This window comes from Faecalibacterium prausnitzii (assembly GCF_049532945.1).
GTDB classification, from domain to species: domain Bacteria; phylum Bacillota; class Clostridia; order Oscillospirales; family Ruminococcaceae; genus Faecalibacterium; species Faecalibacterium prausnitzii_N.
In genome coordinates this window covers 283,890-302,157 of the sequence record NZ_CP186691.1, presented here as the reverse complement: position 1 = coordinate 302,157, position 18,268 = coordinate 283,890, and the positions used below count along the sequence as shown (strand labels likewise).

At 60.2% G+C, this 18,268-nt stretch carries 20 protein-coding genes and 1 tRNA gene; 15 read left to right on the top strand and 6 right to left on the bottom strand.

Going from position 1 to position 18,268, the window contains the following annotated elements; translation table 11 throughout:
- Positions 1–72 precede the first annotated feature (72 nt).
- The 11 genes from hisG (at position 73) to ACNQFG_RS01385 (ending at position 10,516) form a co-directional block, all read left to right on the top strand.
- Complete coding sequence (hisG, locus tag ACNQFG_RS01435; RefSeq protein ID WP_423405744.1) at positions 73–1,665, top strand: ATP phosphoribosyltransferase; 1,593 nt, start codon at positions 73–75, stop codon at positions 1,663–1,665.
- Positions 1,662–2,939: a histidinol dehydrogenase gene (hisD, locus tag ACNQFG_RS01430; protein ID WP_423405743.1), complete on the top strand. Its 1,278-nt coding sequence runs from the start codon at positions 1,662–1,664 to the stop codon at positions 2,937–2,939. The genes hisG and hisD overlap by 4 nt, the downstream gene beginning before the upstream one ends.
- 11 nt (positions 2,940–2,950) lie before the next feature.
- Positions 2,951–4,012 carry a histidinol-phosphate transaminase gene (hisC, locus tag ACNQFG_RS01425; RefSeq protein WP_423405742.1) on the top strand — a complete coding sequence of 354 codons (1,062 nt, stop codon included), beginning with the start codon at positions 2,951–2,953 and terminating at the stop codon, positions 4,010–4,012.
- A gap of 3 nt (positions 4,013–4,015) precedes the next feature.
- Positions 4,016–4,612: an imidazoleglycerol-phosphate dehydratase HisB gene (hisB, locus tag ACNQFG_RS01420; protein WP_223388347.1), complete on the top strand. Its 597-nt coding sequence runs from the start codon at positions 4,016–4,018 to the stop codon at positions 4,610–4,612.
- A complete protein-coding gene (gene hisH / locus ACNQFG_RS01415; protein ID WP_423405741.1) occupies positions 4,609–5,217 on the top strand; it encodes an imidazole glycerol phosphate synthase subunit HisH in 609 nt (202 codons plus the stop codon). The genes hisB and hisH overlap by 4 nt, the downstream gene beginning before the upstream one ends.
- 104 nt (positions 5,218–5,321) lie before the next feature.
- Complete coding sequence (gene hisA, locus ACNQFG_RS01410) at positions 5,322–6,041, top strand: 1-(5-phosphoribosyl)-5-[(5-phosphoribosylamino)methylideneamino]imidazole-4-carboxamide isomerase (RefSeq protein ID WP_423405740.1); 720 nt, start codon at positions 5,322–5,324, stop codon at positions 6,039–6,041.
- 18 nt (positions 6,042–6,059) lie between these two features.
- Positions 6,060–6,815, top strand: coding sequence for an imidazole glycerol phosphate synthase subunit HisF (gene hisF, locus ACNQFG_RS01405; protein ID WP_423405739.1), 756 nt, complete (start codon positions 6,060–6,062; stop codon positions 6,813–6,815).
- Positions 6,816–6,883: 68 nt separating this feature from the next.
- Positions 6,884–7,519 (top strand): bifunctional phosphoribosyl-AMP cyclohydrolase/phosphoribosyl-ATP diphosphatase HisIE, encoded by a 636-nt coding sequence (gene hisIE, locus ACNQFG_RS01400; protein WP_423405738.1) that lies wholly within the window; start codon positions 6,884–6,886, stop codon positions 7,517–7,519.
- Between the two features lie 7 nt (positions 7,520–7,526).
- The gene (locus tag ACNQFG_RS01395; protein ID WP_423405737.1) at positions 7,527–8,348 is read left to right on the top strand and encodes a histidinol-phosphatase HisJ family protein; all 822 of its coding nucleotides are present in this window, start codon (positions 7,527–7,529) and stop codon (positions 8,346–8,348) included.
- Between the two features lie 71 nt (positions 8,349–8,419).
- Positions 8,420–9,793 carry an MATE family efflux transporter gene (locus ACNQFG_RS01390; RefSeq protein WP_423405736.1) on the top strand — a complete coding sequence of 458 codons (1,374 nt, stop codon included), beginning with the start codon at positions 8,420–8,422 and terminating at the stop codon, positions 9,791–9,793.
- 255 nt (positions 9,794–10,048) lie between these two features.
- Positions 10,049–10,516 carry an Hsp20/alpha crystallin family protein gene (locus ACNQFG_RS01385; RefSeq protein ID WP_423405735.1) on the top strand — a complete coding sequence of 156 codons (468 nt, stop codon included), beginning with the start codon at positions 10,049–10,051 and terminating at the stop codon, positions 10,514–10,516.
- 157 nt (positions 10,517–10,673) lie between these two features.
- On the opposite strand, the gene ACNQFG_RS01380 is transcribed toward ACNQFG_RS01385, so the two are convergent.
- From ACNQFG_RS01380 to ACNQFG_RS01365, 4 genes are all read right to left on the bottom strand, one after another.
- On the bottom strand, positions 10,674–11,309 hold the full coding sequence (locus tag ACNQFG_RS01380; RefSeq protein ID WP_423405734.1) for an orotate phosphoribosyltransferase: 636 nt from the start codon (positions 11,307–11,309) through the stop codon (positions 10,674–10,676).
- A gap of 253 nt (positions 11,310–11,562) precedes the next feature.
- Entirely contained in the window at positions 11,563–12,099 is a 537-nt protein-coding gene (locus ACNQFG_RS01375) for a twin-arginine translocation signal domain-containing protein (protein WP_423405733.1), read from the bottom strand.
- A gap of 159 nt (positions 12,100–12,258) precedes the next feature.
- Positions 12,259–12,879 carry a Tat pathway signal sequence gene (locus ACNQFG_RS01370; protein ID WP_423405732.1) on the bottom strand — a complete coding sequence of 207 codons (621 nt, stop codon included), beginning with the start codon at positions 12,877–12,879 and terminating at the stop codon, positions 12,259–12,261.
- A 114-nt stretch (positions 12,880–12,993) separates the two neighbouring features.
- Positions 12,994–13,689 (bottom strand): helix-turn-helix domain-containing protein, encoded by a 696-nt coding sequence (locus ACNQFG_RS01365; protein ID WP_423405731.1) that lies wholly within the window; start codon positions 13,687–13,689, stop codon positions 12,994–12,996.
- Between the two features lie 283 nt (positions 13,690–13,972).
- Here ACNQFG_RS01365 and ACNQFG_RS01360 point away from each other — a divergent pair, with 283 nt between their 5' ends.
- The 3 genes from ACNQFG_RS01360 to ACNQFG_RS01350 all read left to right on the top strand — a co-directional run bounded on the left by ACNQFG_RS01360 (position 13,973) and on the right by ACNQFG_RS01350 (position 15,346).
- Positions 13,973–14,647 (top strand): histidine phosphatase family protein, encoded by a 675-nt coding sequence (locus ACNQFG_RS01360; protein WP_423405730.1) that lies wholly within the window; start codon positions 13,973–13,975, stop codon positions 14,645–14,647.
- A gap of 97 nt (positions 14,648–14,744) precedes the next feature.
- Positions 14,745–15,014 carry a hypothetical protein gene (locus ACNQFG_RS01355; protein WP_423405729.1) on the top strand — a complete coding sequence of 90 codons (270 nt, stop codon included), beginning with the start codon at positions 14,745–14,747 and terminating at the stop codon, positions 15,012–15,014.
- On the top strand, positions 14,951–15,346 hold the full coding sequence (locus ACNQFG_RS01350) for a hypothetical protein (RefSeq protein WP_423405728.1): 396 nt from the start codon (positions 14,951–14,953) through the stop codon (positions 15,344–15,346). Before ACNQFG_RS01355 ends, ACNQFG_RS01350 begins: the two co-directional genes overlap by 64 nt.
- 54 nt (positions 15,347–15,400) lie before the next feature.
- Here ACNQFG_RS01350 and ACNQFG_RS01345 read toward each other — a convergent pair whose 3' ends face one another.
- A complete protein-coding gene (locus ACNQFG_RS01345; protein ID WP_423405727.1) occupies positions 15,401–16,507 on the bottom strand; it encodes a DUF3048 domain-containing protein in 1,107 nt (368 codons plus the stop codon).
- A gap of 36 nt (positions 16,508–16,543) precedes the next feature.
- Positions 16,544–17,803, bottom strand: coding sequence for a DUF3048 domain-containing protein (locus tag ACNQFG_RS01340; protein WP_423405726.1), 1,260 nt, complete (start codon positions 17,801–17,803; stop codon positions 16,544–16,546).
- Positions 17,804–18,046: 243 nt separating this feature from the next.
- Here ACNQFG_RS01340 and ACNQFG_RS01335 point away from each other — a divergent pair.
- Positions 18,047–18,122 (top strand) — tRNA-Lys (locus ACNQFG_RS01335).
- The last annotated feature ends 146 nt before the right edge of the window (positions 18,123–18,268 follow it).

Genomic DNA, 18,268 nt, shown 5'->3' with positions numbered 1-18,268 from the left:
AGAACGATTTCGCAGAGCAAATGGCGCGGACGGTGCCGCGCACAGGGCGGGAAAGAGGAAAGGGAAACCAGCATGGGATTTGATCTGTCGGATCTGCAGCCCAAGGAGCGCGCCTCCTTTGCGCTGCGCGCCTTGTACGAAGCGGCGGGCTGCCGCAAGTATCATATGGGCCGGTTTGAGGAGTACGGCCTGTATCAGGAGAACCGCAGCTTTTTGTCGTCCGAGCAGGTCATCACCTTTACCGATCTGGATGGCCGTCTGCTGGCCCTCAAGCCGGACGTGACCCTCTCCATTGCCAAGACGGCGCAGCCCGCCCCCAGCGAGACCCTGTGCTACTACTATCACGAGAACGTCTACCGCCCTTCCGCCGAGAGCCACACTTTTAAAGAGATCAGCCAGATGGGCCTTGAGATGCTGGGTGCGGTGGGCGAAGCACAGGTGCAGCAGGCAGTCTGGCTGGCGGCAAAATCGCTGGAACAGCTGGGCGCGGCCTGGGTGCTGGAGCTGAGCCACATGGGGTATCTGTTCGGTCTGCTGGATGCGCTGGCAGTGCCCGAAACGGCCCGCCCCGCCCTGCTGGACCTGCTGCGGGAGAAAAACGCCCACGAGCTGCGGGCCGCCGCAAAGGCCGCCGGGCTGGACGATGCCGGGGCCGATACGCTGTGTGCGCTGCTGACCCTCTGCGGCGGCTGCGAAGAGACGCTGGCCCGCGCCGAGGCTTTCTGCAAAAACGACCGGATGCGGGCCGCTGCCGCCGAACTGCGGGCGCTGACACGCTCTCTGAGCGCCGGGGGCGGGAGCGTCCGGCTGGACCTCTCGCTGGCGGGCGAGATGGAGTACTACAACGGCCTTGTGTTTCAGGGCTACCTGAAAGCCCTGCCCCGTCCCCTGCTCAAGGGCGGCCGCTACGACCTGCTGATGCAGAAGTTCACCCCCGGGGCCGGGGCCATCGGCTTTGCGGTCTATCTGGACGAGCTGGACCGCCTGAGCGCCCCACTGCCGCCGGTGCAGAAGAACAGCACCGACAGGGTGATGCTGAACGTGGCTCTGCCCAAGGGCCGTCTGGGCGATAAGGTGTATCACCTGCTGGCGGGCATCGGCTACGGCTGCCCGGAGGACTACAACGCCACCCGCAAGCTGGTGGTGGAAAACCCGGAGGCCGGCATCCGCTACTTCCTCGTCAAGCCCAGCGATGTTGCCATCTATGTAGAGCACGGTGCCGCCGATGTGGGCATCGTGGGAAAGGACATCCTCACAGAGGCTTCTGCCGATGTGTACGAGCTGCTGGACACCGGCCTTGGCAAATGCCGCATGTGCGTTGCCGCCCCGGCCGATTACAAGGACGACCCCAGCCGCCCGGTGCGGGTGGCCACCAAATTCGTCAACATTGCAAAGAGCTACTACGCATCCATGGGGCGGGACATCGATATCATCAAGCTGAACGGCTCCATTGAGCTGGCCCCCATTCTGGGCCTTTCGGACGTCATCGTGGATATCGTGGAGACCGGCACCACCCTGCGGGAGAACGGCCTGAAGGTGGTCACCGAGTTCATGCCCATCTCGGCCCGATTCATTGCCAACAAGGCCAGCTACCAGTTCAAACACCGGGAAGTGGACCGAATGCTCGAACAACTGCGGGAGACCTTACAGGAGGCTGCAAAATGATCAAGCTGTATAACTTTGACGAGCTCAGGCCCGAAGAGATTCTGAACCGCGACATCCGCGCGGAAAAGAACGTGGAGGATGTGGTGGACGGCATCATTGCCGATGTGCGCGCCCGGGGCGATGCGGCCCTGAAGGAATACGCCCTGAAATTCGATGGCGCATCCATCGAAGAATTGCAGGTGACCCAGGAGGAGATCGACGAAGCCTTTGCGGGCATGGACCCCTACTTCCTCGAAACGCTGCGCGAAGCCGCCGCCAACATCGAGAGCTTCCACCGCCAGCAGGTGCACAAGAATTTTGTGGTGAACGACAAGCCCGGCATCGTGCTGGGCCAGAAATATACCCCCATTGAAAAGGCCGGCGTCTATGTGCCCGGCGGCACGGCGGCCTATCCCTCCACCGTGCTCATGGACGTGATCCCGGCAAAGGTGGCAGGCGTGTCCGAGATCGTCATGACCACCCCCGCCGGAAAGGACGGCAGGGTGAACCCGGTCATCCTTGCCGCCGCTGCCACCGCAGGCGTGACCAAGATCTTCAAGACCGGCGGCGCACAGGCTGTGGCGGCTCTCGCCTACGGCACCCAGAGCATCCCTGCGGTGGATAAGATCGTTGGCCCCGGCAACATCTACGTTGCCACCGCCAAGCGCAAGGTGTTCGGCAAGGTGGGCATCGATATGATCGCAGGCCCCAGCGAAATTCTGGTGCTGGCCGACGGCGGCTGCAACCCCGCATGGGTGGCAGCAGACCTGCTGAGTCAGGCCGAGCACGACAAACTGGCAAGCCCGGTCCTCGTCACCGACAGCCCGGAGCTGGCCAAGGCCGTGCAGGCAGAGCTGGAGGTGCAGATCCCTCAGCTGCCCCGTGCCGCCATCGCCCGCGCCAGCGTGGACGACAACGGCAAGATCATCCTCTGCACCGACCTGCACAAGGCCATTGAGGCCTGCAACATCATTGCACCGGAACATCTGGAAGTATGCGTAGAGGATCCCTTCGGCGTGCTGAACGAGATCAAAAATGCAGGCAGCATCTTCCTTGGCCGCAACGTGCCGGAAGCGCTGGGCGATTACTTTGCAGGCCCCAACCACACCCTGCCCACCAGCGGCACCGCCCGCTTCTCAAGCCCCTTGGGCGTAGACGACTTTGTAAAGAAGTCCAGCTTCCTCTACTACACCCGGGAAGCGCTGGGCGAAGTAGCCCCCCGCATCGCCGATTTTGCCGAGCGCGAGGGCCTGCACGCCCACGCCCGCAGCGTGACCATCCGGTATGAAAAGTGAGGATTTGAACCATGAGTAAATTCCTTTCTCCCACGCTGGCCGCTGTCACTCCCTACACCCCGGGTGAGCAGCCGCAGGATCAGCAGTACATCAAACTGAACACCAACGAAAGCCCCTATCTGCCCTCCCCGGCGGTGATCGCTGCCGTGAGCGAGCACGAGGTGGAAAAGCTGCGCCTTTACTCCGACCCCGCCTGTGCCGACCTGCTCAAGGCGGCCGCAGCCCACTTCGGTTTGCAGCCGGAGCAGATCATGCCCGGCAATGGCAGCGACGAGAACCTCTTCTTTGCGCTGCGTGCCTTCTGCGACGCAGACCACCCGCTGGCCTATGCCGACATCACCTACGGCTGCTACGGCGTGTGGTGCGGGCTGATGCACATTCCCAGCCACATCATCCCGCTGAAAGAGGATTTCACCCTTGACCCGAAGGACTACTACGGCCTGAACCAGACCATCGTCCTTGCAAACCCCAACGCCCCCACCGGCATTGCACTGCCCCGGGCGGAAATTGAGGGCATCTTAAAGGCAAACCCGAACAATGTGGTCATTGTGGACGAGGCCTATGTGGACTTTGGCGGCGAGAGCTGCGTGCCCCTCATCGACCAGTACGAGAACCTGCTGGTGGTGCAGACCTTTTCCAAGTCCCGGCAGCTGGCCGGTGCGCGTCTGGGTCTTGCCATGGGCAATGCAAAGCTCATTGCCGACCTGAACCGGGTCAAGTTCAGCCTGAACCCCTACAACATCAACCGCCTGACCCTGAAGGCCGGGCAGGCCGCGCTGGAAGACACCGCTTATTTTGACAGGACCCGCGCCGCCATCGTGGACACCCGCGCATGGACAAAACAACAGCTGGAACAGCGCGGATTTGCCGTGCTGGACAGCCGCTCCAACTTCCTGTTTGCAAGTACCGACAGGAAAGATGGCGAGACACTCTACAAAGAGTTAAAGAAAAACGGCGTTCTGGTGCGCCATTTTGACGCGCCCCGCATCCAGAACTGGCTGCGCATCACCATTGGCACATCGGAACAGATGAAGATATTCGTGAACACACTGGATAAGATCATGGAGGAATGAACCATGCCGAACCGAATGATCTCGCTGGAACGCAACACCAATGAGACCCAGATCGACCTGACCCTTGATTTGGACGGCACCGGCCGCTACGAGGTGGACACCGGGTGCGGCTTTTTGAACCACATGCTGGAGTTGTTCGCCCGCCATGGCCGGTTCGATCTGGTGCTCACCTGCCACGGCGATGTGCAGGTGGACTACCACCACACCACCGAGGATGTGGGCATTGCACTGGGTCAGGCCTTTGCACGGGCGCTGGGCGATATGCGCGGTATCCAGCGCTACGGCAGCTTTTATCTGCCCATGGATGAAGCGCTGATCCTGTGCGCCGTCGATCTTTCGGGCCGCTGCACCCTGAACTGGGACATCCATTGCAGCACCGAAAAGGTGGGCGATTTTGACGTGGAGTGTGCCAAAGAATTCTGGCTGGGCTTTGCCCGCAGCGTGCCCGCCACGATCCACTTTGTACAATTTGCGGGAGAAAATACCCACCACATCCTCGAGGCCTGCTTCAAGGGCGCAGGCCATGCACTGGGCGCGGCCGTGAAGATCGACGAAGCCCACAAGGACGAAATTCCTTCCACGAAAGGACTGCTGGTATGATCGCAATTATCGATTATGGCGTGGGCAACCTGTTCAGCCTGAAGTCCAGCCTGGCCCATCTGGGGCAGGAGGCCGTTGTCACCGCCGACCCGGCGGTCATCCGCGCGGCCGACCGGCTCATCCTGCCGGGCGTGGGCGCTTTTGCCGATGCCATGGCCAAGCTGGAAGCCACCGGCCTGGTGCCCGTCCTCCGGGAAGAAGCCGCCAAAAAGCCGCTGCTGGGCATCTGCCTTGGCATGCAGCTGCTGTTTGAAAAGAGCTACGAGTACGGTGAGCACGAAGGCCTCGGCTTTGTGAAGGGCGAAGTCTGTCCGCTGGAGCCCGACCTTGCGGACAAGAGCCTGAAGGTGCCGCAGATCGGCTGGAACGCCTTGCACATTGTAAAGGACGACCCGCTTTTCCAGTACATCCGTGAGGGAGAATACGTCTATTACGTCCACAGCTACTACGGCAAGAACTGCGCCGAAAGCACGCTGGCCGTGAGCGATTATTCCATTCCCGTCACCGGCGCGGTGCGGGCGGGCAGGGTGTACGGCACCCAGTTCCACCCGGAAAAGAGCGGGGATACCGGCCTGCGCATTCTGAAAGCCTTCAGTGAATTGTGAACGGCCCAACCCTCTCCGTCATCGCTTACGCGATGCCAGCTCCCCCTTTGGGGGAGCTGGCGCGAAGCGCCTGAGAGGGGTGAGCCAGTTAAAGGAGATCTATAATGCAATTATTTCCAGCCATTGACCTGCGGGGCGGCAAGGTGGTGCGCCTGACGCAGGGCGACTACAGCCGCATGACCGTCTATGGTGAGGATCCTTGCGCACAGGCGCGGGAGTTCCTTGCAGCGGGGGCCAAAAATCTGCACGTCGTCGATCTGGACGGCGCAAAGGACGGCACCCTTTCCAACTACGATACCATTGCCGCACTGGCAAAGCAGGGCGGCTTATACATTGAGGTGGGCGGCGGCATCCGCACCGAGGAACGCATTGAAACATACCTCTCCCTCGGCGTGGGCCGCTGCATCCTGGGCAGCGTGGCGGTGACAGATTTTGCCTTTACCGCCCGGATGCTGAAACGGTATGGCGACCGGATCGCCGTGGGCGTGGACGCAAAGGACGGCTATGTGGCCATCCATGGCTGGAAGGAAGTGAGCGCCGAGCCGGGCGTGGACTTCTGCAAGCGGCTGGCAGATGCCGGATGCACCGCCATCATCTACACGGACATTGCCTGCGACGGTGCCATGCAGGGCACGAATCTGGCCCTCTACCGGCAATTGCAGGCCGAAGTGCCCGGCGTGGCCTTTACGGCCAGCGGCGGCATCTCGTCCGAAGCAGAGCTGGAAGAGCTGGACCGGATGGGCGTGGCGGCGGCCATCCTGGGCAAGAGCCTGTACACCGGCGCACTGGACCTGAAACGCTGCGCTGCGCGGGTGCAGCGCTGAACCGGAAGGGAGCAGAACATGATCACCAAACGCATTATTCCCTGCCTTGATGTGCGCAATGGCCGCGTGGTCAAGGGCACGAACTTTGAAGGCATCCGGGACGTGGCCGACCCGGTGGAAATGGCCCGCATGTACAACGCTGCCGGTGCCGATGAGCTGGTGTTCTACGATATCACCGCCAGCTTCGAGGGCCGGGCACTGTTTACGGATATCCTGACCCGCGTCGCCAGCGAAATTTTTATCCCGCTCACGGTGGGCGGCGGCATCAACACGTTGGAAGATTTCGACCGGGTGCTCAAGTGCGGCGCGGACAAGGTCAGCGTCAACTCGGGCGCATTGAAGGACCCCGGCCTTATCCCGGCGGCAGCACAGCGCTACGGCAACCAGTGCGTGGTGCTCTCTGCCGATGTGAAGCGGGTGGACGGCCAGTTCCGGGTGTTCGCCAAGGGCGGGCGCGAGGACACCGGCCGGGATGCACTGGACTGGATCAGCTGGTGCGTGGACCACGGCGCGGGCGAGATCTGCCTGAACAGCATCGATACCGACGGCGTGCGCAGCGGCTTCGACCTTGAGATGCTGGATGCAGTTGCGGCGCGGGTGAACGTGCCCATCATTGCCAGCGGCGGCGCAGGCAAAAAGGAAGACTTTCTGGAGCTGTTCCACCACAAGGGCATCGATGCAGGTCTTGCCGCGGGCATCTTCCACCAGAAGCTGCTCTCCATTGCCGACCTGAAAGCCTACCTGAACGAAAATGGCATCGAAATGCGGGTCTAAGCTCTTGCGTTTCGGCCCCATTTAGGATAAACTGTAAGTATCCCCTTTTGAGGGGGAGGAGAACTACGATGGAATTGAAATTTGATGAAAAGGGCCTGATCCCTGCCATCGTGCAGGACCACTACACCAAAGAGGTGCTCACCCTCGCATACATGAACGCCGAGACGCTGGCGCTCACCATCGCCGAGGGCCGCACTGTGTTCTGGAGCCGCAGCCGTCAGGAGATCTGGCGCAAGGGCGAGACCAGCGGCAATGTGCAGCGGGTGGTGTCCATCACCGCCGACTGCGATGCCGATGCTCTGGTGGTGGAAGTGGTCAAATCCGGCCCCGCCTGCCACACCGGCGCCGAGAGCTGCTTCTTCAACGAAGTATACGTCTCGCCGGAGCTGAAGCAGTTCAGCTGGCAGGGCCTGTACCAGCTCATCAAGGGCCGCAAGACCGATCCGCAGGAGGGCAGCTATACCACCTACCTGTTCGAGAAGGGCAAGGAGAAGATCCTGAAAAAGGTGGGCGAAGAGTGCACCGAGGTCATCATTGCGGGCGAAAAAGAGGATAAGGAAGAGACCGTTTACGAGATCAGCGATCTTGCCTACCATGTTCTGGTGCTGATGGTCAGCGCCGGCATCACGGTGGAGGATGTGACCCGTGAACTGGAAAAACGTCACGTCATTGACCACAAGGTCAAACAGGAAAGGATGCAGTGAATTATCTATGGCAGATTATAAGAAGTCCAGTGTCCATTGCCACTCCACCATGTGCGATGGCAAAAATACCTTGCAGGATATGGCAAGTGCTGCGTGTGCGCAGGGCCTGACCACGCTGGGCTTCACCGGCCATAGCTATACCCAGCGCGACCGCGAATACTGCATGAGCCCCAGCCGCACCGCCCAGTACAAGGCCACCATTGCCAAGCTCAAGACCGAGTACAAGGGCAAGGTGGATATCCTGTGCGGCATCGAGTGGGACATCCTGAGCGAGGATAAGCGCACCGGCTACGATTACTGGATCGGCAGCGCACACCACCTGTACGGCAAGAACACCGGCAAGTATTACGAGATCGATTTCCGCCCGCAGGACCTGTGCGACTGCATCTTCGATGACTTCGACGGCGACCCGCTGGCCGCAGTCGAGGCCTACTATGCCGAGGTGGCAAAGGTGGCGGCCAAAGGCCCGGACATCCTGGCCCACATCGACCTCATCAAGAAGCTGAATGCCAACGGCGAGTTCTTTGACGAAGAATCGCCCCGCTACAAGGCCGCTGCCCTCAAGGCACTGGCCGCAAAGGCATACGATTGCCTGCTGGAAGTGAACACCGGCGGCGTGTACCGCGGCTACCGCAAGGACTTCTACCCCGGCCCGTGGCTGCTGGGCGAGTGGCAGAAGATGGGCGGCAAGGTCATCATCACGGCCGATGCCCACGACACGGCCAGCCTGACCTTCGACTTTGACGAAGCAGCCGCTGCCCTCCGGGCCGCAGGCTTCACCCAGGTGGATGTGCTCACCGTCAACGGCTTCGAAGCACAGGAACTGTAACGGTATCATCAGAATGGCCCTCTCTGTCCCAGACGGAGAGGGTCATTTTCCGGTCTGATAGGAGGAACTGCATGACCCAAACCGCAAAAAGATCCCCATTTACGATGAACGTAGACCTGATGCACGGGCCTATTTTAAAAAGCCTGCTGCTGTTCATGCTGCCCATTCTGGTTTCCAACCTGTTCCAGCAGCTCTACAACACGGTGGATACCATGATCGTGGGCAATGTGCTGGGCGATACAGCCCTTGCCGCCATTGGCTCCTGCGGTTCGATCTACGAGCTTTTAGTCGGCTTTGGCATCGGTATCGGCAATGGCCTTGCCATCGTTGCAGCGCGCTCCTACGGCGCGCAGGATCACGATCTGCTCAAGAAGACGGTGGCAGGCTCCCTTGTCATCGGCCTCATTGCCTCGCTCTGCATCACGCTGGCCGGTGCGGTGGGCCTGCGCCCGCTGCTGGTGCTGCTGGACACCCCGGCGGAGATCCTCGAAGACGCCTACCGGTACATCATCGTCATCAACTACGGCGTCCTCGTCATGTTCGCTTACAACCTCTGTGCCGGTCTGCTCCGTGCCATTGGCAACAGCGTAATGCCGCTGGTGTTCCTGCTCCTCTCGTCGGGCCTGAACATCCTGCTGGATCTGCTCTTCATCGCCCGGATGGGGATGGGCGTGCGGGGCGCAGCGGTGGCAACGGTCATCTCTCAGGGCGTGTCGGTCCTGCTCTGCATCGCGTATGTGTTCGCCAAAGTCAAGCTGCTTCTCCCGGAGAAAAAGCACTTCCGGGTCGGTCGGCATCTCTACTGGGAGCTGTTCAGCCAGAGCATCTCCATGGGCCTGATGAGCAGCATCGTATCTGCGGGTTCGGTGGTGCTGCAGTACGGCATCAACGGGCTTGGCACCCTGACCATTGCGGGGCACACCGCTGCCCGCAAGATGTTCATGTTCACCGATATGCCGCTGCTGAGCATGGCGTCGGCGGGTTCGACCTTTGTTTCTCAGAACTGCGGCGCGGGCCAGCCGGACCGCGTCCGCAAGGGGATGAAGGAGATCTACCTCTACTCGGTCGTCATGACCGTGGCTGCGGTTCTGCTGATGCGGGTGGCAGCGCCGTGGATGGTGGCCTTCGTCTCCGGCTCCACGGAGCCCATCGTGCTGGAAAACGGTGCGCGGTACCTGCTGTGGAACGCACCGTTCTATGCGGTGCTGGGGGTGCTGCTGTGCACCCGCTACGCGCTGCAGAGCCTTGGCCAGAAGGTGCTGCCGCTGTTCTCCAGCGTGATCGAGCTGGTGGGCAAGGTGATCTTTGTGCTGGTGTTCATCCCGAAATTCCAGTACAATGCGGTCATCCTGTGTGAGCCCATTATCTGGTGCTTCATGGCAGCCTACCTCGTGGCCGTCTACCGGCACGACCCCTTCGTCTTCCCGAAACAGGAAAAGCGCTGAACGGCAGCGCACAAACCGAAAACAGACGCAGAAAAGCATGATTTGAGAAAAAATCGCATGGGATTTTATCAAACTGTTATCCTTCTGTGAATTTTAGCACTCTTCTATTGACAGTGCTAAAAACATGTGCTATAACAGGGCCGTGCTCAGGAGGAAGGGCAAACAGAGAGCCGCAAGGCGCTCCGGAAAGCCTTTCCGAGTGGACGCTTCAGATTTTTTGCCCCGACCCGAACGCCGGGATTGGAGGGTTGTTTTATGTTTATGCCTGCTGTTTTCCATGAAAATCTGTTCGATGATTTCTTTGATCCGTTCTGGAACGACGGTGCGCTGGAGCGTGCAATGAATCGTGAAGAGCGTGAGACCTTCGGCAAGCGCGGCGCAAACATGATGAAAACCGATGTCAAACAGACGGACAACGGCTACGAGATGGCCGTTGACCTGCCCGGCTGCAAGAAGGAAGACGTTCAGATGGAGCTGAGTGACGGCTACCTGACCATTCAGGCCGTCCGCAACCACTCCAATGACGAGAAGGACAACGATGGCCGTTATCTGCGCCGTGAGACCTTCTCCGGTACCTGTGCCCGCAGCTTCTATGTGGGTGATGCCGTGAAGAAGGAGGACATCCACGCAAAGTTCGAGGATGGCGTCCTGCACGTCGAGCTGCCTGCTCCTCAGCAGACGAAGGCTTTGCCTGAGAACCCGAATCTGATCGAGATCGAGTAAAACGCCGGTCGTGTGCGCCAAAGCACAACGCACATAAGATGCCCCCGGAGCGCTGCGAAAGGCCCTCCGGGGGCATTTTTGCGCACAGAAAAACCCCGCCGCATGGGAACAGGAGCGTGTCCGGTGCGGCGGGGCAGAAGAGGACGATGGGGGCAGCTTACAGGGCGGAATAACCGAAGCTGTTGACGAGGGCGTCGATGTGCTGGCCGGCCTTGCACAGGGGGCAGTCGCGGCTGTCAAAGCTGGCGTAGTCCGGCAGGCTGGCGGGGTCAAAGATGGAGGTGACCGGGATGCCCAGGCAGTCGGTGGCGGTGGCGAAGATGGCCGACAGGCCCGCGACCATGCCGCCGTAGTAGTTCACGGCCTCCACAGCGGCCTGCACGGTGTAGCCGGTGGTGATGGAAGCGGACAGAATGAGCACATGCTTGCCCTTGACCATGGGGGCCAGATTGTCGCGCAGGATGATCTGGCTGCCGGTGGTGTACTCCGGGGTGATCACATAAATGGTCTGGTGGGCGTTCATGTTGGCAAAGCCGTCCTTGGTCAGCTCGTTGGCAAGGCAGGTGCCGATCACCTGCGTGCCGTCCAGACAGAGCACGGTGTCCACAATGGTGCTGTGCTGGTAAGCGGCCACCAGCTCCTTTGCCACGGCCTTGGCCTCGGAAAGGCGGGACTTCTGGGTGGTGACATCGATGTAATAGTTGATATGGCTGTGGCTGGTAGCAAAGTGGCCCTTTGCTACGCGCAGGAACAGATTGCTTTTTTTGGTGGGAAGCTTTACCATATTGATCATAACTGCAACACTCCTGTTCATCAAAAGTCCGGACTTCCGGTTCCGGGCGGAAAACAAACAGCGCGGCGGCATGTTCTGAGCCGCTGCGCTCCCATCCTTTTCCATGACCCTATTGTAAAGGAAAAACACCCTGTACACAAGATACAAAACTGCTGAAAATCAGAGGAAAAATTGAGGCACCTTGCCAGAACGCGGGCAAACAAAAACCGCCCGGAACCAGTCCGGGCGGAAGATGCGGAACAATTGCGGAAGATCAGTCCTTTGCGCGGGTGGTCTTCCAGTTCAGGGAGTACTCGTTGTACTGCAGGTCAGGGCAGTAGGTCAGCACGATGGACTGGCCCGGTTCGAGAGCAGCGCTCAGAGTCAGGGTAACATTGCCCGACACGGAGGCGTCCTTCTTCAGGTTGGTGTCGCACAGGGGGGCATCCGGGGTCAGGCCGTTGATCGCCGTATACTTGGCAATGACCTCGTCTTTAGCGTTCAGAACGGTGGCCTTGAAGTTGTTGGGGTTCACATAGATGGGGTTGGCGCGGCCATTGGTGATCTTAAAGGGGAAGGCAATGGTCGTACCGGTGACAACCGGTGCGGTGTAGCTCTTGCTGGCCTCCACATAGGTGCCCATGGCGGCAGTGACCTGCAGGACCGTGAGCTCACCGGGCGTCGTGCGGAGCGCGTTGTAGGAATCGCTGGTATCGACTTTGCAGCCTGTGAACAGGCTGGCACCGGCAACGGCGACAGCGGCGACGGCAGTGTATTTCAGGAACGAGCGGCGGGAAAATGCGAAAGACATGATGGTTCCTCCTTTGTATGGGATCACATATCATTTTGCCAAAACGGCCTTGCCTATACAATAGGCGAAAACCGGGCGGATGTCAATGCTTTTCACAGATTTTTTGAGAAGATCTCACCCGAAAAAAACAGAGGTGAGACGAAATTTCGTCCCAAAAGGTCAGCTGTTCTTCAGGTCGGAAGCGCTCATCACGAAGGTGATGCTCTTGCCGGATGCGAAGGTGGGGTTGTAGGTCACGGTCATCTGCTGCCAGCCGGCGGGCACCATGCAGACCAGCTCAATGTAGCCGGTGCCCTGCGGGGGCAGGCTGGGCACATCGGAGAAGCTCTCCGTGGCGGCGTCGTACAGGGAGACGTAAGCGCCGGCCTCGGCAGCCTGGCCGTCCACGGTGACGGTGAAGTCGGTGGTGGAAGCGGACAGCGCGTGGAAGTAGGGGGCGGTGTTGGCGGCGCGGGAAGCCTCATCGGTCAGGGGATAGGCGGCGTCGATCTCCGCGATGTTCTGTGCGCCGATGGCCATGCTGTCGGTCTTGGAGCGGTTGACAGCCGTGACCAGAACGGCGACATACTGGTGGCCAGCCACATCGGGTGCATCGGACAGCGTGAAGACGCTGGACAGCTGGACGCCCAGGTTGTTCCAGTTGCTGACCTTATCACCGACCTTCACCTCGACAGAGCCGCTGGAAGACTGGCAGCCGCCCAGCATGGATGCGGCACACAGTGCAAGCGCAGAAACGCCGGTGACCTTCAGAAAGGCGCGGCGGGAAATCTTGTTCGACATAAAACTGCCTCCTTAATTGGCATAGCCTTTTTCTTCTATGGTTCGTTTATAACATCTTTTGCCGGGAAGTGCAAGCCTTTTGCGGAAAAATTAACACGAGTTTCACACAGGGGCTTACTGCTCCGGTCCAAGGCCCTTGACGCGGGTCTCGCTGGTTTTGACCAGATTTAACAGGCTGGGCGTATAAAGCGGGAACTCGCGGGTCAGGCTTTCTGTGGTCATGGTCAGGCAGGCCGGGTCCTTTACGCCCTCGCCGACGCCGACGTTCTCACCGGCCAGCAGGGCTTCCACATTGGCTTCGGACATGCGCATCACGGCATCGGCATAGCCGGGCCAGCGGCGGGCCTCCACGCTGAACAGGCTCTGGGCGTTGTGCGGCTCGGCCGAGTACAGCAGGCGGAACATTTTGGCTACGGCCATCATCAGGTAGGCGCTCACCTCGGTGGTAAGGGCCTTGCTGTGGCACTGGCCGATCTTGGCGTACAGCACGTTCAGGCCGTTGGAGATCAGCTTTTTGTTCATGGTGGGCAGCACGCTGCCGTGGTAGATGTTGTCCTTCATCTTGTCCGGGTTCGGAAGGTCTTCTGCCGAGAGCATCATGCCGTTGCGCTCTGCACTGCGGCCCAGAAGATAATCGCAGGAAACATTATAATAGTCTGCCACGCGCACCACAAAGTCCAGGCCGCATTCGCGGATGCCTTTTTCGTAGTGGGACAGCAGCGCCTGCGAGACGCCAAGATCCTCGGCGGCCTGCTTCTGGGTGATGCCGCGTTCCTTGCGCAGCAGCTTGATGATACGGTTGAATTCCATGATTTTTGGCTCCTCAGTGAAAAATGAGACTTCTTTGATTTTTGGTTTACAGCAGGTTGATTATACACAACGGAAAACCTTTTGTAAAGCAAGAAAAGTGACGATATTTTTCGTTGATTTTCGTCATTTTTGTCAAAAGACTTGCTCTGGACACCATATCTATGCTAAACTAAGGGGTAACTGGTATATATTTTGTGCCGCGCCGGGGTCGTGAAAATTGCGCCCGGCGTGAAGAAACGGGCACAATGAGACGATCTTTGCGAAAATCGAGGTGTTTTGACCCATGAAAACGTTCAAGCTTCATCTCATCCGCCACGGCATGACTGCAGGCAACCTGCAGGGCCTGTACATCGGCAGCGGCACCGACATCCCTCTGTGCGACGAGGGCCGCGCGCAGCTCAATGAGCTGAAAGAGCGGTTCGAGTATCCGCAGGTGGATACCGTGTTCTCCTCTCCGCTGCTGCGCGCGGTGGAAACAGCCAACATCCTGTTCCCCAACGCGGCCCATCAGTTCTCGGTCCACGACCTGCGGGAGGCCGGCTTTGGCAAGTTTGAGAACAAGCCGGTCAAGGAGCTGGTGCACGACGAGGACTTTAAAAAGTGGATCACCCCCGGCTCCGGCTATGTGCCCGAAGGCGCAGAGCCTACCGACCAGTTCCACGCCCGCTGCGCCGAAAGCCTGATGAAGCTGTTTGAGTATATGATCCGCATGGATGTGACCGAAGCAGCCTGTGTGACCCATGGCGGCGTGATCATGAGCATGCTCAGCCAGCGCGCGGTGCCCACCCGCCGCCCGGAGCAGTGGATGGCAGACCCCGGCTGCGGCTACACCGTGCAGACCGATGTGCAGCTGTGGATGCGGGACCGTCTGGTGGAAGCCATCGACATCGTGCCCTTTGGCTATGCCGATACCCTGCGCGGTCAGGCCGAAGCCGAGGAAAACGAGGCATACGAGTAAATACACAGTAAAATTCCGGGCAAAGACCTTGACAGGCTGTCCGGAATTTACTATTGTATAGAGAGAACTATTTTTCCGCTGTTAGGAGGAATCCCCGATGTCACAATCTCTGTCCCGCCGGTCATTCCTGAAATGTGCCGGCTCCGGTGCGGTCAGCCTTGCGGCAGCGCTGCTCACCGGTGTTTCGGCTGCGGCGCTGGCCCCCTGCTACGAGGGCGAACCTGCCCTGCTGGACGGCAAAGCTGCCGTGGAGCTGCTGGGCTATGCCCCTGCGCAGGAAATGGGCAGCTGGTGTACCTCTCGGTGGAGAACCTCTCGGCAAAGGCGCTGGCCGTGGGCACGAGCTATCTGCAGAGCCGCGAGATGACCACGACCGAAGAGCTGTACCGCCTGGGCACCGGCTTAACGGCCGTCTGCGACGGCCAGCCCGTGCGCTGCGGCAGCTTTGCTGCGCCGCTCTACGGCGAGAACGCGGCGGATGCCTCGGCCTTTACGCTGAATCTGGCCGCAGGGCGCGGGGCCATGCTCCACTGCTTCTGCGAGACGCCGGAGGACTGGAACACGCTGGAGCTGACCTACCAGCCCGATTTTGCCTCTGGCCAGACGATGCACTTTGTGGTGCGCCGGGACATGGACGAAGTCCAACTGGGCGTGGTGCCCACCTCTCCTGCCGAGGTCGGCAGCGTCGTAGACCTGTAATGAGATGACACAAAAAAATCCCTCGTGCATGGCACGGGGGATTTTTGCTGTCTGTCAGGGGGCCGATACGGCGGTCAGGGCTTCCCCGGCGGAATTGGTCACGGTGAGTTCCTGACCGGTCAGGCTGGAAACGAGGGCCAGATAGCTCCGGCCAGCCAGCAGGTTGAAGGGCCGGCCGTCGGCATCGTAAAAGGCAAAGGTGGAGTCTGTGCCCTGCGTCCATGTGATGTGCCACAGCTGGCTGCCGTTCAGCCAGACACCGCCGCCAAGGGACAGGTCGTAGTCCAGCGTGGTGCCGTCGTCCCGCAGGGAGGAGGCGCTGAACAGGATGAGCAGGTTGTCAAAACCGGCCTGCTGGCTGTTGTTGGCATCCAGTTGGGGGGTACCGTCGGCATGGAGCATTTTGTAGGTGCCGCTGTCAGCGTCATAAACAAAGCCGGTGGCGTTGTCCGCACCGAACTGGACCTGAACGCGGATGGCATCGGCAGCGGAGGCGTCGGGCAGCTTGCCTTCCGTCTGCTGGGGCAGCAGCGGCGGGACGGACAGGGTGGGGGATGCTTCGCTCTCGCTCTCCCCTGCGGCGTTGGAAGCGGCGTCGGTCAGGCGGGACTCCGACAGGGCGGAGGAGATGTTCAGGCTGCGCAGCACCCCGGCCAGCGCATTGCCGCTGGTGCGCCACAGCGGGCGGCTGGTCCAGGTGGTGTCGCAGGTGAAGGCGTTGGTGCCCACTTCCAGTGCATCGACCGCGCGCAGGGAGTAGTAGTCCAGATAGTTCTGGTCAAAGGCGCCGCCGCCGCGCTGGACGGGCAGCACCTGCTGCCCCACAAGCAGCCGCCAGTAAAGGTCCTGCCCGGCGGCCACCGGGCCAACCTGCGGCACGGCATCCACGGCCGGGTAGACCAGGCACAGGCTGGTGGCGCTCTGGGGCTCGGTCAGGGCTTCCAGCACCAGAGATGCCGAGGAAAGCCCCCACTGGGTGGTGCTGGACGTCTCATTCTCGATCGTGACGGCTACCGGGCGCTGCCCCGGCCAGAGCGCTTCCTGCCCGGTGAGCGGGTCAGTGGGAGCCGCCGAAGAGGCGGTGTCCGCAGCGGGAACGCAGCCGGTCAGCAGCGCGGCGCAGAGCGCAAGGCACAAAGCAGTCCGCTTCCAAAATTTCATCTTGTTCCTCTTCTGTCCCGCAGCGCGGGGCTGGTCTTACTGATAGCTGAAGTTGGACCACTCATCGTTGTCCACAAGGGCGAAGTAGGTCTTGCCCCGGTTCAGGGTCATCTCTTCGCCCGCGTCGGTGTAGAGCCGGATGGGATGGGTGGGATGACCCTTCTCCCAGCGGCCCGTCTGAACGCCGCCGCTGGTGAAGAGATAGGCCTGTCCGCCCTCGACGTACTGGACTTCCTGCACATCGTGGGAGTCGCCTGCGTAGGCGGCGATGTTGGCAAAGCAGACCACAACATTCGCGAAGGTCAGCTGTTTGCCGGTCAGCTCGTCCACCGCAGCCTCGAATTTCTTGGTGCGGTTGCTGTACATGGACATCTTATAGTTCCGGTTCCAGCTGTTGTAGGCAAAGCTCGTCTTATAGCTGGCCGAATGGGTGATGAGGATGCTCCGGGCCGAGGGCGCGTCGGCCAGGTCGTTCACGGCATCGGTGCGGTAGTCCGCAAAGCGGAAGAAGGTGCCCTCGTACGGATAGGTCAGGCCGATGCCGGCGTCAGCAGCCGCCTGTTTGATCTCCTTGCCGGAGGTGAACTCGGTGTGCTCGTAGGCGACGTTCTTATTTCGCTTGATGCGGTGGGCCACATGCGGATGGACCGGCGTGTTGAAGTAATTTTTGCCGCCGATGTTCAGGCCGGAATAGTTGTATACGCTGATGAATTTGGTGCAGGCGGCGCTCTCACCGTCGTGGTAGTACAGCGCCTGATAGGGCATCAGCAGCTGCAGGAACTGGTCGCGGCCAGAGCGCAGCGGGCCGATCTCCGGGATGGAGTCGGCATCGTGGAACACCGCGCAGAAGCGGGTGATGCCGCCCTCCACCTTGCACTCGATCAGCAGATCGGCCGAACCGATGCCGCGCTGCGGGCGGGCGTTCTGCCGCTCGGAATTGCAGATGTTGTTCACCATCACGCCCACGATACGGCCATTGCTGCGCTTGGCCTCACCGGTCAGCGGGTCGGCATCGTAAGCGGGCAGCGCGCTGTCCGCGGCCTCCGGCTGTTCGACACCCGGCAGCGAGGACGCCGCCAGCTCAGACGATGCAGCGGCCTCGCTGGACGCTGCCGAAGACGCAGCCGAGGAGCTGGCCGAAGAGGCGTCAGACGAAGGCACGCGCAGCACCTTTTTCATCCAGTCGGGCAGGCAGCCGCCAAGGCTCGCATTCCCGGTGGGGGCGCAGCCGGTCAGGGTCAGCCAGGCCGCAGTCAGACCTGTGTAACGAAGTACGGACCGTCGAGAAATTTTCATCAGAAAAAGACCTCCTATCGCAGCGGCCTGTGTGCGGCCTGTGGGCGCACGGCACGGCCGGGACCATCGTGAACGATACTTGATTTGATTGTACTGATTCTTACCGGATTTGTAAAGGGAAAGTTTGCGTCCGGCATGGCCCATTTTTGTGAAAGAAAGTTTTTTGCCGCGAAGCCTTGCTTTTTGGCCGCAGTTGTGGTAATATTATACGGCAATATTTCTGATATTGTACAAATACTGTATGCGCTCGTAGCTCAGCCGGTAGAGCATCTGACTTTTAATCAGAGGGCCAGGGATTCGAGTTCCCTCGAGCGCACCAAAATCCCACGAAGAATCGTAAGATTCTTCGTGGGATTTTCCATTTTCTGGGGCTCTGCACACTTTTGCACACTTTTTGCACACCGGCGGGAAAGCCGTGTTTTTCCTTGCATTGTCTGCATTCTGTGCATTGTGAGCGTTTTTTCC

Excerpts from the sequence above, each read along its gene's own strand:
- hisG (WP_423405744.1), top strand. The coding sequence starts at position 73 with ATGGGATTTGATCTGTCGGATCTGCAGCCCAAGGAGCGCGCCTCCTTT.
- hisD (WP_423405743.1), top strand. The coding sequence starts at position 1,662 with ATGATCAAGCTGTATAACTTTGACGAGCTCAGGCCCGAAGAGATTCTG.
- hisC (WP_423405742.1), top strand. The coding sequence starts at position 2,951 with ATGAGTAAATTCCTTTCTCCCACGCTGGCCGCTGTCACTCCCTACACC.
- hisB (WP_223388347.1), top strand. The coding sequence starts at position 4,016 with ATGCCGAACCGAATGATCTCGCTGGAACGCAACACCAATGAGACCCAG.
- hisH (WP_423405741.1), top strand. The coding sequence starts at position 4,609 with ATGATCGCAATTATCGATTATGGCGTGGGCAACCTGTTCAGCCTGAAG.
- hisA (WP_423405740.1), top strand. The coding sequence starts at position 5,322 with ATGCAATTATTTCCAGCCATTGACCTGCGGGGCGGCAAGGTGGTGCGC.
- hisF (WP_423405739.1), top strand. The coding sequence starts at position 6,060 with ATGATCACCAAACGCATTATTCCCTGCCTTGATGTGCGCAATGGCCGC.
- hisIE (WP_423405738.1), top strand. The coding sequence starts at position 6,884 with ATGGAATTGAAATTTGATGAAAAGGGCCTGATCCCTGCCATCGTGCAG.
- ACNQFG_RS01395 (WP_423405737.1), top strand. The coding sequence starts at position 7,527 with ATGGCAGATTATAAGAAGTCCAGTGTCCATTGCCACTCCACCATGTGC.
- ACNQFG_RS01390 (WP_423405736.1), top strand. The coding sequence starts at position 8,420 with ATGACCCAAACCGCAAAAAGATCCCCATTTACGATGAACGTAGACCTG.
- ACNQFG_RS01385 (WP_423405735.1), top strand. The coding sequence starts at position 10,049 with ATGTTTATGCCTGCTGTTTTCCATGAAAATCTGTTCGATGATTTCTTT.
- ACNQFG_RS01380 (WP_423405734.1), bottom strand. The coding sequence starts at position 11,309 with ATGATCAATATGGTAAAGCTTCCCACCAAAAAAAGCAATCTGTTCCTG.
- ACNQFG_RS01375 (WP_423405733.1), bottom strand. The coding sequence starts at position 12,099 with ATGTCTTTCGCATTTTCCCGCCGCTCGTTCCTGAAATACACTGCCGTC.
- ACNQFG_RS01370 (WP_423405732.1), bottom strand. The coding sequence starts at position 12,879 with ATGTCGAACAAGATTTCCCGCCGCGCCTTTCTGAAGGTCACCGGCGTT.
- ACNQFG_RS01365 (WP_423405731.1), bottom strand. The coding sequence starts at position 13,689 with ATGGAATTCAACCGTATCATCAAGCTGCTGCGCAAGGAACGCGGCATC.
- ACNQFG_RS01360 (WP_423405730.1), top strand. The coding sequence starts at position 13,973 with ATGAAAACGTTCAAGCTTCATCTCATCCGCCACGGCATGACTGCAGGC.
- ACNQFG_RS01355 (WP_423405729.1), top strand. The coding sequence starts at position 14,745 with ATGTCACAATCTCTGTCCCGCCGGTCATTCCTGAAATGTGCCGGCTCC.
- ACNQFG_RS01345 (WP_423405727.1), bottom strand. The coding sequence starts at position 16,507 with ATGAAATTTTGGAAGCGGACTGCTTTGTGCCTTGCGCTCTGCGCCGCG.
- ACNQFG_RS01340 (WP_423405726.1), bottom strand. The coding sequence starts at position 17,803 with ATGAAAATTTCTCGACGGTCCGTACTTCGTTACACAGGTCTGACTGCG.